The sequence below is a fragment of the Streptomyces sp. KL109B genome (assembly GCF_030766935.1).
GTDB lineage: Bacteria > Actinomycetota > Actinomycetes > Streptomycetales > Streptomycetaceae > Streptomyces.
Genome location: NZ_JASERL010000005.1, coordinates 325,159 through 339,049 on the forward strand (window position 1 = coordinate 325,159; position 13,891 = coordinate 339,049).

The window sequence follows — 13,891 nt, forward strand, 5'->3', positions numbered from 1 at the left end:
TGGCCGTATAGCCGTCGCCTATGGCCACATCACCGATCGGCCTCTACCGGCGCCTCAACGGCAAGATCTACGGTCGTGCCGTCCACGAACCGCACGCGTTGGGAGAGCACCTGGTGTCCGACTACCCCTACGACCTCGGCGAGCACGGCTACCCGGTGACCACCCGGTCCACGGAGGCGCAACTCTGGTTCGACCGGGGCCTGTTGTGGGCGTACAGCTTCAACCACGACGAGGCCGTCGGCTGCTTCGAGGTGGCTGCCGAGCACGACCCGGAGTGCGCGATGGCCCACTGGGGCATGGCCTATGCGGCGGGCCCCAACTACAACAAGCCCTGGCGGCTGTTCGACGACCGGGACCGGGCGGCCACCCTCAAGTACGCGCGCGAGGCCCTGGAGCGGGCTCAGTCGCTCGCCGCGAACGCCACCCCGGTGGAGCGGGCGCTCATCGAAGCACTCGCCCACCGCTTCCCCGGCCCCGCGGACGGCGAGGACATCCCCGAACCCACCCTCCTCGACCGCGCCTACGCCGACGCCCTGCGCACCGCCCACCAGGAACACCCAGACGACCTGGACCTGACGGCGCTGTTCAGCGAGGCGCTGCTGTGTGTGAGCCCGCGCGCTCTGTGGTGCGACAGCGGAGAGCCGTCGGGCGAGCACGTCGTCGAGGCCCGCGAGGTACTGGAAGGTGTGCTGGCCCACCCCGAGGCCCGGCGGCATCCCGCGCTGAACCACATGTACATCCACCTGATGGACATGTCTCCGTGGCCCGAACTCGCCCTGCCGGCCGCCGACGCGCTGCGGAACGCGGTCCCGGACGGCTCACACATGGCGCACATGTCCACGCACATCGACGCGGCCTGCGGCGACTACCGCAACACCATCGCCTCCAACCGGCACGCGGCCACCGTCGACGACACGTACTTCGCGCGCGAACGGCCCGTCGGCCGGTACTTCTCCTACCGCGCGCACAACATCCGCTTCCTGGCCTACGGCGCGATGATGGCGGGACGGTCCCGGGACGCCCTGTGGGCGGCCCACCGGCTCAACGAGATCGTCACACCCGAGATCCTCGAGGTGACCAGCCCGCCGATGGCCGACCTGGCGGAGAGCTACCGCACCACGCTCCCCCACGTACTCATCCGCTTCGGCCGCTGGGAGGAGATCCTGGATCTCGAACTCCCCGAGGACCAGGAGCTGTTCGCGAGCACCACCGCGATGACCCACTACTCGCGGGCCATCGCCCTGTCCGCGCTCGGCCGGATCACCGAGGCGGAGGCCGCCAGGGACGCCTTCGAGGCGGCGCGGGCGGCCGTCCCCGAGACCCGGTTCAGCTCCCTGCCCGCGAAGGAGGTCGAGGTCCTCGAAGTCGCCACGGCGATGCTGGAAGGTGAACTCCAGTACCGCAAGGGCGACTTCGACACCGCCTTCGCCGCACTGCGCCGCGCGATCGAGGTCGAGGACTCCCTCCCGTACACCGACCCGCCGGCCTGGCTGCTGCCCGCCCGACACCCCTACGGCGCGCTCCTCCTGGAGCAGGGACACGTCGAGGAGGCCGCCGCGGCGTACCGGGCCGACCTGCGCATGGACCAGAGCCTCACCCGCTGGCGGGCCCACCCGGGCAACGTATGGGCGCTGCACGGTTATCACGAGTGCCTCACCCAGCTCGGGCGGCACGACGAGGCGCGGCAGCTCGCCGTACAGCGCGACATCGCGGTGGGCGCGGCCGACATCGAGATCGGCGCCTCCTGCTTCTGCCGGCTCAGCGCGTTCGACGAGGAAGCGCCCAGCTGCTGCGGCGGCACGACGGCCGCCGGATAGCGGATGGTCGGGGCCTGTCTAGCGGGACGCCGCCAGGCTGTCGGCGAGGCGGAGGAGGTCCGCGGCCAGCGGCGAGTCCGCGTTCCACACCGCTTCGAAGGAGATCTCCACCTCGCGGCCCTCGTCGAGCAGCGGCCGGTGCGGGACGTCGGGCGAGGACAGTTTGGAGCGCGGGAACAGCGCCGAGCCCAGGCCCAGTTTCGTCCACTCCTCAAGGACCTGGTAACTGGCGGCCTCGCCCGGATACGCCCGCAGGGGCATTTCGTGTGCCTGGAACAGCTGGGTGGTGAAGGTGGTCAAGCCGCAGGCGTCGGGGACGAGGATGAACTGTTCCTTGCCGGCCTCCGCGAACTCAATGGGCCCGCTGCCGCCGCCTTCTTCCAGGTCGGGGGTGACGACGACGATCCGCTCCACGTCGACGACCCGGTGCTCGAAGCGGGGCATCGCGGCGACGGCCGGGATCAGGATGAGGTCGAGTCGGCCGGCCGCCAGGTCCTCGCGCAGGTCTTGCATATTGGCCTCGCGGAGTACGAGGTCGCGGGGCTGCGGCAGCTCGCGGACCATGCTGAAGACCCGGCCGACCAGGGACTGGCTGACCAGCGGCGAGAGGCCCAGACGGATCTTCTGTTCGCCGGGCTCGGTCAGCCGCCTCGCCTCGGCCGCGACGGCGTCGAGCGCGGACACGGCGCGCTCGATCAGCGGCAGGATGCGGGACCCGAACGCGGTCGGGGTCACACCGCGCGGCGACCGGTCGAAGAGCCTCTCGCCGAGGCGCTCCTCCAGCTTGGCGATCCCGTTGGACAGCGCGGGCTGCGTGACACCGTACGCACGCGCCGCCGCGCTGAACGACTTCGTCTCGGCGACCGCCTGCGCGTACCGCAAGCCTTCGGTGTTCAGCCGGTCGGTCATAGCCACCGTTTATCCCCTCATTCACTGTGCCGCCCTACCGGGTACAGGCACGTCACACCTACGGTGAGCCTGTTCCAACATAACCAGATGCTATACACATGAGGCCATACTCAGAGGGAGAGGCACGATGGCGGACACCGCCGTGACCATGGCCGTGACCGAGCCCCGGGGGCCACTGCACGCCCTCCGTGGAACGGTGACACCTCCGCTGCCCGGACAGGTACGTGTCTCGGTCGTGGCGAGCGGGGTGTGCGGCGCCGACCTCGGCACCGCGGCCGCCACCGGCAAGGACACCGTCTTCCCTGTCACCCCGGGCCACGAGGTCGCGGGGGTCGTCGCCGAAGCGGGCGCGGGTGTCGCGGGCTTCTCGGCAGGCGACCGGGTCGCCGTCGGCTGGTTCGGCGGCAGCTGCGGACACTGCGCCGCCTGCCGCACCGGCGACGTCGTGCACTGCCCGGAGCGGCGGACCCCCGGCCTGTCGTATCCGGGCGGCTGGGCGCAGAGCATCACGGTGCCCGCGGACGCCCTCGCCCGGATCCCGGACGGCCTGGACTTCTTCGAAGCGGCTCCCTTCGGCTGCGCCGGCGTGACCACGTTCAACGCCGTACGGAAGGCGGGCACGCGCGCGGGTGGCCGCGTCGCGGTCTTCGGCATCGGCGGCCTCGGCCACCTGGCCGTCCAGTTCGCCGCCGCGCTCGGCTTCGAGACCGTGGCGATCGCACGGGGCGGCGAGCGAGAGGACGCCGCCCGCTCCCTGGGCGCACACCACTACATCGACAGCGCCACGCAGTCGCCCGGCGCGGCCCTCAAATCCTTGGGCGGCGCCGACCACATCCTCTTCACCGCCTCCGGCACCGGCCCGGCGGACGAGCTGATCGACGGCCTGACCACGCACGGGCGGCTCACACTCATCGGCGTCGACGGGGGCTCCGTGACCGTGCCTGCGGCCCGCCTCGTCAAGGACGGCATCACGCTCACCGGCCATCTGACCGGTGGCCCCTCGGACATCGAGGAGGCGATGGCGTTCGCCCTCACCACCGGCGTACGTCCCGTGGTCGAGCGCATGCCGCTCGACCACGCGAACGACGCCGTCCAGCGCCTACGCTCCGGCAACGCGCCGTTCCGCATCGCCTTGGACACCACCGAATCCAACTGAGCTACGTCCGGGCACAGTTGAACCATACGTCCGGGCACAGTTGAACCAACAGCGCCGCCAGGCCCAGAAGGGAACCATCTTGCTCCAGCCCACCGAGCACGACGTGGTGGTGATAGGCGCCGGCGTCTCCGGCCTTGTCGCGGCCACGGCCCTGCACGAAGCGGGCCTCGGCGTCGTCTGCCTGGAGGCCCGCGACCGCGTCGGCGGCCGGCTCCTTTCGGTGCCTTCGGCTGCCGACCCGTCCCGCGCGCTGGACCTGGGCGCGAGCTGGTTCTGGGACGGCGAGGAACGGGTGCGGACGCTCGCGCGGCAGGGCGAAGTGGCTCTCATCGACCAACACCTGGCCGGTGACACCATGCTCCAGGAGACCAGCGGGGTACGCCGGCTGCCCGGCAATCTGCTCGACGTCCCCTCGTACCGCTTCGTCCCGGGCGCGCAGCAGCTCGCCGACTCCCTTGCCGCCCAGCTGCCCGCCGGGACGATCCGACTCGGCACCCCGGCCACGGCCATCACGACCGCCGCGACCACCGCCCTCCTTGTGCACACCCTGACCACCACTCTGCGGGCACGACACGTCGTCCTGGCGGTCCCCCCGGCCCTCGCCACGGAGCGCATCGACCTCGGCGGCGCGCTCGACGACGACCTGGAGCGCCTGGCCCGGGCCACCCCGGTATGGATGGGGACAACAGCGAAGGTCGTCGCCGAGTACGCCGGCCCGTTCTGGCGCGAAGCCGGGCTGGCCGGTGCCGCGTTCAGCCGGACGGGCCCGCTGCGCGAAGTGCACGATGTCTCCGGCCCCGACGCCCACCCTGCGGTCCTGTTCGGCTTCGCCCACGGCCGCACAGCCACCCTTCACGGCTTCGAGGAGGCGGTCACCGCCCAACTGGCGCAGCTCTTCGGCCCTGCGGCGGCCCACCCGCGAGCGCTGCACGTACGCAACTGGAGTGCCGAGCATTGGACGGCCCCGTCGACCGTGCACCACCTCACCGACCGCTCCCTCTTCGGGCACTCCGTCTACCAGCGCCCCTCACTCGGCGGCCGCCTGCACTGGGCGTCGACCGAAACAGCCACCATGTCTGCCGGTCACATCGAGGGCGCGCTCACAGCGGGCGAACGAGCGGCCCGCGCCGTCTTGGCAGCGTTGGGCTCGTCAACGTCTCCGAGCCACTGATCCGGTGTGACGTTGACCGGATCAGTCAGGGTGCGACGTGCGACTTCGCGGATCGCCGTTGCCCCGGAGACCTCCCAGTCGCCGGCCCGGCCGACATCGCCTCTCCAATCGCACGCAGCGTAAGGAGAGTCGACGCCCCCTGGGACGATCCTGCTCCAGTCCGAGTCACCCCAGGAAGCTGAGCCGCACCTGCCGGCGCGGACTGTCCTTGTTGGTGTCCGCGAAACTCCGTTAGGACAGCCCCAGGCTACCCAGATTCCGCCCCAGCGCGCCGAGGGAACGCCGCGAGGTGGCCGGGGTGCCCGACGACGTCGTCTTCGCGACGTAGCCGCAGCAGGCGCTGTCCATGGTGACCGGTGCGCTCGCTCTCGGATGCCGGGCAAGCTGGTTCGCCGGCGACGAGGTGTACTGCGGCCGTGAACTGCGCCGGGGCGTCAGAGCCCTGGGGCTCGGCTACACGGTCGGCACCGCCGCTACATACCAGGTCACCGACGGCGCCGGTCGCCGGTGGGAGGCCCGCAAGCTCATCAACAAGGTGCGGCCCGAGCAGTGGATACGCCGACGGACCGGGCACGGCGCGAAGAGGACCGGCAAGTACGGTTGGGCCTGGATCGACGTCCGCCCCGACGACACGCACAAGGACGCACCCGGAGCCGGAGCCGGAGCCGGAACGAGCGTGTTGGTCGCGCGGCACACCGGCGAGGTCTCCTTCTTCCGCTGCTTCGCACCGGGCGACGTCTCGCCCGGCACACTGGCGGAAGTGATCTGCCGCAGGTGGCGGATCGAGGAGACCTTCCAACTCGCCAAGGGCTGCAGCGGACTTGACCAGGGACAGGTCACTTGTTGGAACTCGTGGATGCGCTGGCCCCTGTTCTCTCTGATCGCCGCTGGCGTTCCTCGCGCTCACCGCGTCCGCCGTCCACGCGGCCTCCAGCGAACAGCCCGAGCTCGTGCCGCTGACCTGCCCCGAACTCCTCCGGCTCCAGCAACGACACCACCGACACGACCAGCCATGATCGGAACTACAGCTGTCGTGACTGACAGCCGAACCGGCGCCACCAAGACCGCCCGGCGGTACGGACATGCGACCCGCACGCCCGCGCGTGCACCGATTCGCTTCCGTGCCGTCGGGCTCTGCCGTCGCTACAGCATCACGATGACGACGAGAGTGGTCAATTCTCCTGTTGTCCCCTCACTCGCTCTCGGCGGCATCGCGCCTGGTCCAGACGCCGAATCGGGCAGGAGGCTGACGCCACTTGTTGTTGTCGAGCCCTGCCCTCATGGCCAACTCGTGGCGATCCGCACTCAACTCTGCACGCCTTGATGCGAGCTGGTCCCAGTGCACCGGCTTCATGAACATCAATGTGTGGCTCTTCGGGGAGACGAGCACGCCACCGAAGAGGGGATCGCCGGCCACCCATGCCCCCTGCTCGAAGTCGCCCGACCACTTGGTGGTGCCGGACGCGTTCAAGGCGAGCATCAGCGGCGCGTCGTCCTCCGTCCCAGCCGAAGCCTTCAGGGTGAAGACACGGCCGTAAGCGACCGAGCGCCCACCCTTCCGCATGACCTGCGGGCAATATGTCAACGGGAAGTGCTGCAATACCCGTTGGGCAGCAAGGAGCCGGACGCCGAAACTCAGCCGGAAGACAGCGTAGATTGCCAGGAACATGCCCGGAACGATAGGGATGACCGTCCAAAAAGTGTTCGGCACGCCGAGCACGTTGATCGCTACGACTGGCCCCCCGATGAGCAGTGCACAAAGGAGTAGTCGGCGTACTGCGAAGAATGCCAGCGACCGGTAGTTGGAGGAGAGCACCTGTCGGACGTCGGGCGCTTCCTGTGCGCTCGTAGAGCTGTGGATCTCATTACTCACATGGAACTCCGATTGTGGGATATCAAGGTCAGGTCCTAGCCGAACGGACTGGGCTTGCTATCGGCGTTGTCTGAATAGTTGGAACCCTGGTCCTTGCTCGCCCTCGGCCTCGGGAAGAAATCTAGCTCCGCAGGCCAACAGCACGGGCCGAAGGAGCGCCCGGCCGTCCGCATTGCGCGTTGCTGCCAGCGAGACCAGAGCTTCCGTGCCTACCGGCCCGCTCGCGTTCACCTGAGAGACTGTGAGTACGGACGGGACCAACTCGTCGTGTTCGTTAGGGTGAAAACCGAGAGCGCATCCCACGACCCCATGAGTCAACATTTGACTCGCGAGTTTCGCGTAGATCTGCAGCATGGTGCTGGCCTGCCCTCGAATTTCCACAGGAAGCGCCTTGACCCGTCTGACCAGATCGGATACCTGGCGCCGTTGTTGGTGCTGTGGTCACGCGTTGTCGCGTTCGATGCCTGTCCTTCTCGTGCGCTACCAGTGATCACCTAGACAGCTCCAAACAACTCGGCCCAACCGTGCGCGGCGGCGCCTGCCTTCCCGACCTCGGCCGTGTTGTGGCCCGAACCCTGCTGTGGCAGCACACCCTCGGCCTCCAGGGAGGACATGGTGTTGGCGGCGACATTCGCGCCGTTCGCGGTGAGACTTCCTATCAACTTCGCGGAGCCGGTGGCACTGTCGGCGGCTCCTTGCCAAGCCTCTACAGCGCCTTGGGCAGCCTCTCGCCGGAAGGCGGGAACGATTTCGTTTCTCCATGGCCTCGACAGGAACCGCTCCTTGGCCTCCGTGAGCTCGTTGTGCACGGCTTTCCAGTTGTCGGCGACCTCGCGGACCGTGCTGGGGCCTGGACCATGGCCCTCATGATGTTCATGTCCATGGTCTTGAAGGTGCTCTTTTGAAACCACCGAACTGGGCTGGTGCAGGCTTGGACGGCAGGTTCGGGCACGCGGCTCGATCGTCCAGTTGGTGCGGCCGTACTTCCCGACTACCGTGCAGCCAGTTCGGCTCACCCGCCGAAGAAACTCAACCGGACGTGACGGTTGTTGTTATCCACATTCGTATCCACCAAGCACACCGACTGCCACGTCCCCAGCTCCAACCCGCCCCCGACCACCGGCAACGTCGCATGCGGTGGCACGAGTGCCGGGAGGACGTGGTCGCGGCCGTGGCCCGGGGAGCCGTGGCGGTGCTGCCAGCGGTTGTCGGCGGGGAGGAGGGTGTGGAGGGCGGCGAGGAGGTCGTCGTCGCTGCCGGCGCCGGTTTCGATGATGGCGATGCCCGCGGTGGCGTGCGGGACGAAGAGGTTGAGGAGGCCGTCGCGGCCGTGGGCGACCTCGCGCAGGAAGGACTCGCAGTCGCGGGTGAGGTCGGCGATGCGTTCGGTGGAGCCGGTGGTGATGTCCAGGACTCGGGTTGTGAAGACGTCTGACATGGGGGCATTGTCCCCTCTCTCGGTGCGGGGTGGCTCGCGGCGGGGCGGGCCGGATGCCGGGAGTGCCGTCCAGGCGCTGAGACGATGTTGACCGCGGGTCGACAAGTGGATACGTTCTGCCGCATGTTGCGTTCAGCCATGCTCACCACGCGCGGTCACATCGACCTGCTGCGGGTGGCCTCTGCCGCGTGTCGTTTCGGCTGCTGACGCCCTCTCCCTCCCGCTTTTCTTCGGCTTCACCTTCACCTTCTTCTCCGTTGCCGCTTCGGCGTTCGTCCGTGTCGGCGCGCCGTTGACGCGCGCCCGCTGACGCCGAGGCGTGCCCTCGCCTGCCATGGAGTGCCATGAGCATCAGTCATGCTCCGCCCGTTTCGCCTGCCGGAAAACAGGGCTCGACCAACTCTCCCCAACCCCCCGACCCGCCCGAGCTCGTTCCGCTCGTTCCCTCGTCCGCCCGACGCAGTCGCGTGCCGCGTTGGCTGCGGCGTACCAGTGGACCGTTGCTGCTGCTCGCGCTGTGGCAACTCCTCACGTCCGTGGGGGTGTTGACGCCGGAGGTGCTGGCGTCGCCGGGCACCATCGCGCGGGTCGGCGCCGATCTCGTGTCGGACGGGTCGTTGCCCGCCGCCATGGGTGTGTCGTTGCAGCGTGTCGCCGTCGGGTTGTTGTGCGGTGTCGTGGTGGGTGTCGGTCTCGCGTTGTTGTCCGGGCTGTTCCGGGTCGGTGAGGATCTCGTCGACGCGAGTGTGCAGATGCTGCGGACCGTGCCATTCGTCGGGCTGATTCCGCTGTTCATCATCTGGTTCGGGATCGGCGAGGCGCCGAAGGTCGCCGTCATCACGCTCGGGGTGTCCTTCCCGCTGTATCTGAATGTGTACGCCGGGATTCGCGGCGTCGACTCCCAACTCATCGAGGCGGGCGAGTCGTTGGGGCTCAGCCGGTGGGGGCTCGTACGGCATGTCGTGCTGCCGGGGGCGCTGCCCGGGGCCATGACCGGGCTGCGGTACTCGCTCGGCATCGCCTGGCTGGCGCTCGTGTTCGCCGAGCAGATCAACGCGGATGCCGGCATCGGGTTCCTGATGGTGCAGGCGCGGGACTTCCTGCGTACCGACGTCATCGTCGTCTGCCTCGTCGTCTACGCGTTCCTCGGCCTGCTCGCCGACTTCGTCGTCCGTTCTCTCGAAAGGCTGTTGCTGCAATGGCGACCGACGTTCACCGGCCGGTGACCACCGAATCGTCCGGGTCCCCCACGCAGGCCGGTTCCGCCGTGCGCGTCGAAGGGCTCAGTCGGGCCTTCGACGGGCGGGCCGTCATCGACGATCTGCAACTCGACATCCGGCCAGGGGAGTTCGTCGCCCTGCTCGGGCGCAGTGGGTGCGGGAAGTCCACGTTGCTGCGCATCCTCGCCGGGCTCGACCGCGACATCGACGGCACCGTACTCGTGCCGCGCCGCAAGGCCGTCGCATTCCAGGCGCCGCGGCTCATGCCGTGGAAGCGGGTGTGGCGTAATGTGCTGCTCGGGCTGCCGGGCAAGCCCGAACGGGACGTCGCCGAGCGGGCGTTGGACGAGGTCGGGCTCGGGCATCGTACGGACGCGTGGCCCAAGACACTCTCCGGTGGCGAGGCCCAACGCGCCTCGCTCGCCCGCGCGTTGGTGCGCGAACCCGATCTGCTGTTGCTCGACGAGCCCTTCGGCGCGCTCGACGCGCTGACCCGGATCAAGGCCCAGCACCTCGTCGGCGAACTGTGGCAACGGCGCGGCTGCGCCGTGCTGTTGGTGACACATGACGTCGAGGAGGCGGTGCTGCTCGCCGACCGGGTGCTCGTCATGGACGAGGGTGTCATCGCGTACGAGACACCGGTCGAGCTCGACCGGCCGCGCGACATCGCCGATCCCCGCTTCGCCGAACTGCGTGCGGAGCTGCTGGGGCGGCTGGGTGTGGAGCACGACCCCGAATGAGGCACCACACCGCCACCTCCCGTACTTCCTCAATTCCCTTGAATGCGAACGGACTTGTCATGCGACGCCGGACCCCTCTCGCCACCGCCGCCCTCCTCGCTCCCCTCTCCCTCCTTCTCTCCGCCTGCTCCGGAGCCTCCACCGCCAGTACGTCCACGGGCAGCGGTGGCGGTCACACCGACGGAAAGGGGTCGCTCACCCTCAACGTAGGTGACCAGAAGGGTGGTTCGGAGGCGGTGCTGCGGGCCGCCGGTGAGCTGGACAACCTGGACTACAAAATCCGCTGGTCCACCTTCACCTCCGGGCCACCACTCCTCGAAGCCATCAACGCCAAGGCCGTGGACATCGGCGGCGTCGGCAACACACCACCCGTCTCCGCCGCCGGCGCCGACTCGAAGATCAAGGTGGTGTCCGCGAGCCATGGGACGGCGAAGGGTGACACCATCCTGGTGCCGAAGGACTCGAAGCTGAAGAGTCCGGCGGGGCTGAAGGGGAAGTCGGTCGCCGTCGCGCAGGGGTCGTCGGCGCACTATCAGCTCGTCGCCTCCCTCAAGAAGGTGGGGCTCGGGCTGAAGGACGTAAAGGTCAAGTATCTGCAACCGGCCGATGGGCTGGCCGCGTTCACCGCGCACAAGGTGGACGCCTGGGCCGTCTGGGATCCGTACACCTCGCAGGCGCTGCGCGGGAAGCTCGGCCGCGTGCTCACCGACGGCGACGGAGTCACCAACGGGCTCGCCTTCCAGGTCGCCGCCCCCGGCGCGCTTGACGACAAGAAGAAGTCGGCGGCCGTCAAGGACTATCTGGAGCGGCTGCGGCGCGCCCAGAACTGGGTCTACAAGCATCCGCGGGCCTGGGCGAAGGTGTGGGCCAAGGACACCGGGCTGCCGTACGAGGCGGCGTACGACGCCGTGAGGCGGACGAACGGCACACGTGTCACGGTCGCCGTCGACAAGAACGTGATCGCGTCCGAGCAGCAAATCGCCGACGCCTTCACGGAGTTGAAGCTGATTCCGCGCAAGGTCGACTTCTCGAAGTTCGTCGACACCCGCTTCAACGGGCAGCTGCCGCCCTCCACCACCACCCCGCGCACCTACGGCAAGGAGTCCTGACACCATGAACGTTCATCTGCACTGGTTCCTGCCGACCGGCGGCGACGGTCGCACCCTCGTCGACCGGCACGCCTTCAGCGGCGGGGCGCTCGAGCGCCGAGCCGGCGGCCCGATCGCGGGGGTGCGTCCGCCCGACCTCGACTATCTCGTGCAAATCGCCAAGGCCGCCGAGCAGTTGGGGTTCGAGGCGGTGCTCACGCCGACCGGGACCTGGTGCGAGGACGCGTGGCTGACGACCGTCGCCCTCGCCCAGCACACCGAACGCCTCAAGTTCCTCGTGGCGTTCCGGCCGGGTGTCATCTCACCGACGCTCGCCGCGCAGATGGCGTCGACGTATCAACGCCTCACGAACGGGCGGCTGTTGCTCAACGTCGTCACCGGTGGCGACTCGGCCGAGCAGCGCCGCTTCGGCGATCACCTCGACCACGACCGCCGTTACGCGCGCACCGACGAGTTCCTTTCGGTGGTGCGTGGGGTATGGGGCGGCAGCTCGCAGGCGCCGTTCGACTTCGCCGGGGAGCACTATCAGGTGGACGGCGGGTACACGGCGCTGCCGCCGGAACCGGTGCCCGAGATCTTCTTCGGTGGCTCATCGGCCGCGGCTGGACCCGTCGCGGCGCGGCACTCGGACGTGTATCTGACGTGGGGCGAACCGCCGCAGCAAGTGAAGGAGAAGATCGACTGGATTCGCGGTCTCGCCGAGCGCGAGGGGCGCACGGTGCGGTTCGGGATCCGGCTGCACACCATCTCGCGCGACTCGGCGCGCGACGCGTGGGCGACCGCCGACCGGCTGCTCGACGACCTCTCCCCCGAGACGGTCGCCGCCGCGCAGGCCGCGCTCGGGCGCAGCGAGTCGGTCGGGCAGCAGCGGATGCTCGCGCTGCACGGCGGCGACCGGGAGAGCCTGGAGATCTCGCCCAATCTGTGGGCGGGTGTGGGTCTGGTGCGCGGTGGCGCGGGCACGGCGCTCGTCGGCAGCCACGGCGATGTCGCCGACCGCGTCGAGGAGTACCACGCGCTCGGCATCGAGCACTTCGTGCTCTCCGGATATCCGCATCTGGAGGAGGCGTACTGGTTCGGGGAGGGCGTGATCCCCGAGCTGGCCGCGCGCGGTCTCGTCGCGCCTGCCGCTCGCCGGTCCGGTGTGCCGCTGGCGGTCGCGGGCGGGCGCTGAGCGGTCCGGTCCGGTCCGGTCCGGTGCGGTCCGGTGCGGGGCGGCTGGGTGGGAAGATCTCGGGCCCCGGTGGAGTTAGTAGAAATGTGAACGACATCGGGGTACGAGACGACACCGCGGTACGAGACGACACCTCCGCCACTGACCCGCGCCCGGTCGACGTCGACGTCGTGGTCATCGGCGGCGGACAGGCCGGCCTGTCCGCGGCCTACCACCTGCGCCGCGTGGGCCTCGCTCCGGAGCGGGACTTCGTCGTCCTCGACCACGCGCCCCGGCCGGGCGGCGCCTGGCAGTTCCGGTGGCCCTCGCTCACGTACGGCAAGGTCCACGGCATGCACGCGCTGCCCGGCATGGAGCTGACCGGCGCCGACCCCGCGCGACCGTCGTCGGAGGTCATCGCCGAATACTTCACCTCGTACGAGGAGACCTTCGATCTGCGCGTACGGCGCCCGGTCGATGTGCGGGCCGTACGCGAGGGGGTCGGGGGCCGGCTGCTCGTCGAGACCTCGGACGGGGTGTGGTCGACGCGCGCGCTGATCAACGCCACCGGCACCTGGGACCGGCCGTTCTGGCCGCGCTATCCGGGTCAGGAGACGTTCCGCGGGCGGCAGTTGCACACCGCGCAGTACGCGGGGCCCGAGGAGTTCGAGGCTCAGCGGGTCGTGGTGGTGGGCGGCGGGGCGTCCGGGACGCAGCATCTGATGGAGATAGCGCCGTATGCCGCCGCGACGACGTGGGTGACGCGGCGGGAGCCCGTCTTCCGGGACGGGCCGTTCGGCGAGGAGCAGGGGCGGGCGGCCGTGGCGCTGGTCGAGGACCGGGTGCGTGCGGGGCTCGCGCCGCTGAGCGTGGTGTCGGTGACCGGGCTTCCCGTGAACGACGCGATCCGCGAGGCCCGCGCGAACGGCGTCCTCGACCGGCACCCCATGTTCGACCGGATCACGCCGACCGGCGTGGCCTGGGACGACGGGCACGAGGTGGCGGCCGACGTGATCCTCTGGGCCACCGGGTTCCGTGCCTCCATCGAGCACCTGGCGCCGCTGAAGCTGCGGGAGCCGGGCGGCGGGATCCGCATGGAGGGCACGCGCGCGGCCCTCGACCCGCGCGTCCACCTGGTCGGCTACGGCCCCTCGGCCAGCACCATCGGCGCGAACCGCGCGGGGCGGGCGGCGGTGCGTGACATCCAGCGGCTCCTTGGCCGACGCCCGGCGCCGGTCACGGTGTGAGGCGGGGCCCGGCTACGTAAGGCGGAGTGCGTGAGCTCGGGTGTGTGAGCTCGGGTGT

General features: G+C 69.6%; 12 protein-coding genes. 9 read left to right on the forward strand and 3 right to left on the reverse strand.

Annotated elements, in window-relative coordinates:
• Positions 1-20: 20 nt before the first annotated feature.
• Entirely contained in the window at positions 21-1,817 is a 1,797-nt protein-coding gene (locus RBJ65_RS19510) for a hypothetical protein (protein WP_306317475.1), read from the forward strand.
• Between the two features lie 18 nt (positions 1,818-1,835).
• Here the strand turns inward: RBJ65_RS19510 and RBJ65_RS19515 are convergent, their stop codons facing one another.
• Positions 1,836-2,726 carry a LysR family transcriptional regulator gene (locus tag RBJ65_RS19515; RefSeq protein ID WP_306317634.1) on the reverse strand — a complete coding sequence of 297 codons (891 nt, stop codon included), beginning with the start codon at positions 2,724-2,726 and terminating at the stop codon, positions 1,836-1,838.
• Between the two features lie 127 nt (positions 2,727-2,853).
• Here RBJ65_RS19515 and RBJ65_RS19520 point away from each other — a divergent pair, with 127 nt between their 5' ends.
• Complete coding sequence (locus tag RBJ65_RS19520) at positions 2,854-3,882, forward strand: alcohol dehydrogenase catalytic domain-containing protein (protein ID WP_306317476.1); 1,029 nt, start codon at positions 2,854-2,856, stop codon at positions 3,880-3,882.
• A gap of 79 nt (positions 3,883-3,961) precedes the next feature.
• Entirely contained in the window at positions 3,962-5,053 is a 1,092-nt protein-coding gene (locus RBJ65_RS19525; RefSeq protein WP_306317477.1) for an FAD-dependent oxidoreductase, read from the forward strand.
• Positions 5,054-6,245: 1,192 nt separating this feature from the next.
• Here the strand turns inward: RBJ65_RS19525 and RBJ65_RS19530 are convergent.
• Both RBJ65_RS19530 and RBJ65_RS19535 read right to left on the reverse strand, forming a co-directional pair.
• On the reverse strand, positions 6,246-6,926 hold the full coding sequence (locus RBJ65_RS19530; RefSeq protein ID WP_306317478.1) for a hypothetical protein: 681 nt from the start codon (positions 6,924-6,926) through the stop codon (positions 6,246-6,248).
• Positions 6,927-7,938: 1,012 nt separating this feature from the next.
• Positions 7,939-8,364: a YjbQ family protein gene (locus tag RBJ65_RS19535; RefSeq protein WP_306317479.1), complete on the reverse strand. Its 426-nt coding sequence runs from the start codon at positions 8,362-8,364 to the stop codon at positions 7,939-7,941.
• 138 nt (positions 8,365-8,502) lie between these two features.
• Between RBJ65_RS19535 and RBJ65_RS42125 the strand changes: the two genes are divergently transcribed.
• The 6 genes from RBJ65_RS42125 to RBJ65_RS19560 all read left to right on the forward strand — a co-directional run bounded on the left by RBJ65_RS42125 (position 8,503) and on the right by RBJ65_RS19560 (position 13,833).
• Entirely contained in the window at positions 8,503-8,571 is a 69-nt protein-coding gene (locus RBJ65_RS42125; RefSeq protein WP_372341211.1) for a putative leader peptide, read from the forward strand.
• Positions 8,572-8,708: 137 nt separating this feature from the next.
• On the forward strand, positions 8,709-9,590 hold the full coding sequence (locus tag RBJ65_RS19540) for an ABC transporter permease (RefSeq protein ID WP_306317480.1): 882 nt from the start codon (positions 8,709-8,711) through the stop codon (positions 9,588-9,590).
• Positions 9,563-10,324 carry an ABC transporter ATP-binding protein gene (locus RBJ65_RS19545; RefSeq protein ID WP_306317481.1) on the forward strand — a complete coding sequence of 254 codons (762 nt, stop codon included), beginning with the start codon at positions 9,563-9,565 and terminating at the stop codon, positions 10,322-10,324. Before RBJ65_RS19540 ends, RBJ65_RS19545 begins: the two co-directional genes overlap by 28 nt.
• Positions 10,325-10,383: 59 nt before the next feature.
• Positions 10,384-11,433, forward strand: coding sequence for an ABC transporter substrate-binding protein (locus RBJ65_RS19550; RefSeq protein WP_306317482.1), 1,050 nt, complete (start codon positions 10,384-10,386; stop codon positions 11,431-11,433).
• A gap of 4 nt (positions 11,434-11,437) precedes the next feature.
• Entirely contained in the window at positions 11,438-12,607 is a 1,170-nt protein-coding gene (locus RBJ65_RS19555; protein WP_306317483.1) for an LLM class flavin-dependent oxidoreductase, read from the forward strand.
• Positions 12,608-12,777: 170 nt separating this feature from the next.
• Positions 12,778-13,833: an NAD(P)-binding domain-containing protein gene (locus RBJ65_RS19560; RefSeq protein WP_306317635.1), complete on the forward strand. Its 1,056-nt coding sequence runs from the start codon at positions 12,778-12,780 to the stop codon at positions 13,831-13,833.
• Positions 13,834-13,891 lie beyond the last annotated feature (58 nt).

What these genes read in the sequence shown, in the direction of transcription:
- RBJ65_RS19535 (WP_306317479.1), bottom strand. Translation starts at nt 8,364, where the DNA reads ATGTCAGACGTCTTCACAACCCGAGTCCTGGACATCACCACCGGCTCC.
- RBJ65_RS19515 (WP_306317634.1), bottom strand. Translation starts at nt 2,726, where the DNA reads ATGACCGACCGGCTGAACACCGAAGGCTTGCGGTACGCGCAGGCGGTC.
- RBJ65_RS19510 (WP_306317475.1), top strand. Translation starts at nt 21, where the DNA reads ATGGCCACATCACCGATCGGCCTCTACCGGCGCCTCAACGGCAAGATC.
- RBJ65_RS19545 (WP_306317481.1), top strand. Translation starts at nt 9,563, where the DNA reads ATGGCGACCGACGTTCACCGGCCGGTGACCACCGAATCGTCCGGGTCC.
- RBJ65_RS19540 (WP_306317480.1), top strand. Translation starts at nt 8,709, where the DNA reads ATGAGCATCAGTCATGCTCCGCCCGTTTCGCCTGCCGGAAAACAGGGC.
- RBJ65_RS19555 (WP_306317483.1), top strand. Translation starts at nt 11,438, where the DNA reads ATGAACGTTCATCTGCACTGGTTCCTGCCGACCGGCGGCGACGGTCGC.
- RBJ65_RS19550 (WP_306317482.1), top strand. Translation starts at nt 10,384, where the DNA reads ATGCGACGCCGGACCCCTCTCGCCACCGCCGCCCTCCTCGCTCCCCTC.
- RBJ65_RS19520 (WP_306317476.1), top strand. Translation starts at nt 2,854, where the DNA reads ATGGCGGACACCGCCGTGACCATGGCCGTGACCGAGCCCCGGGGGCCA.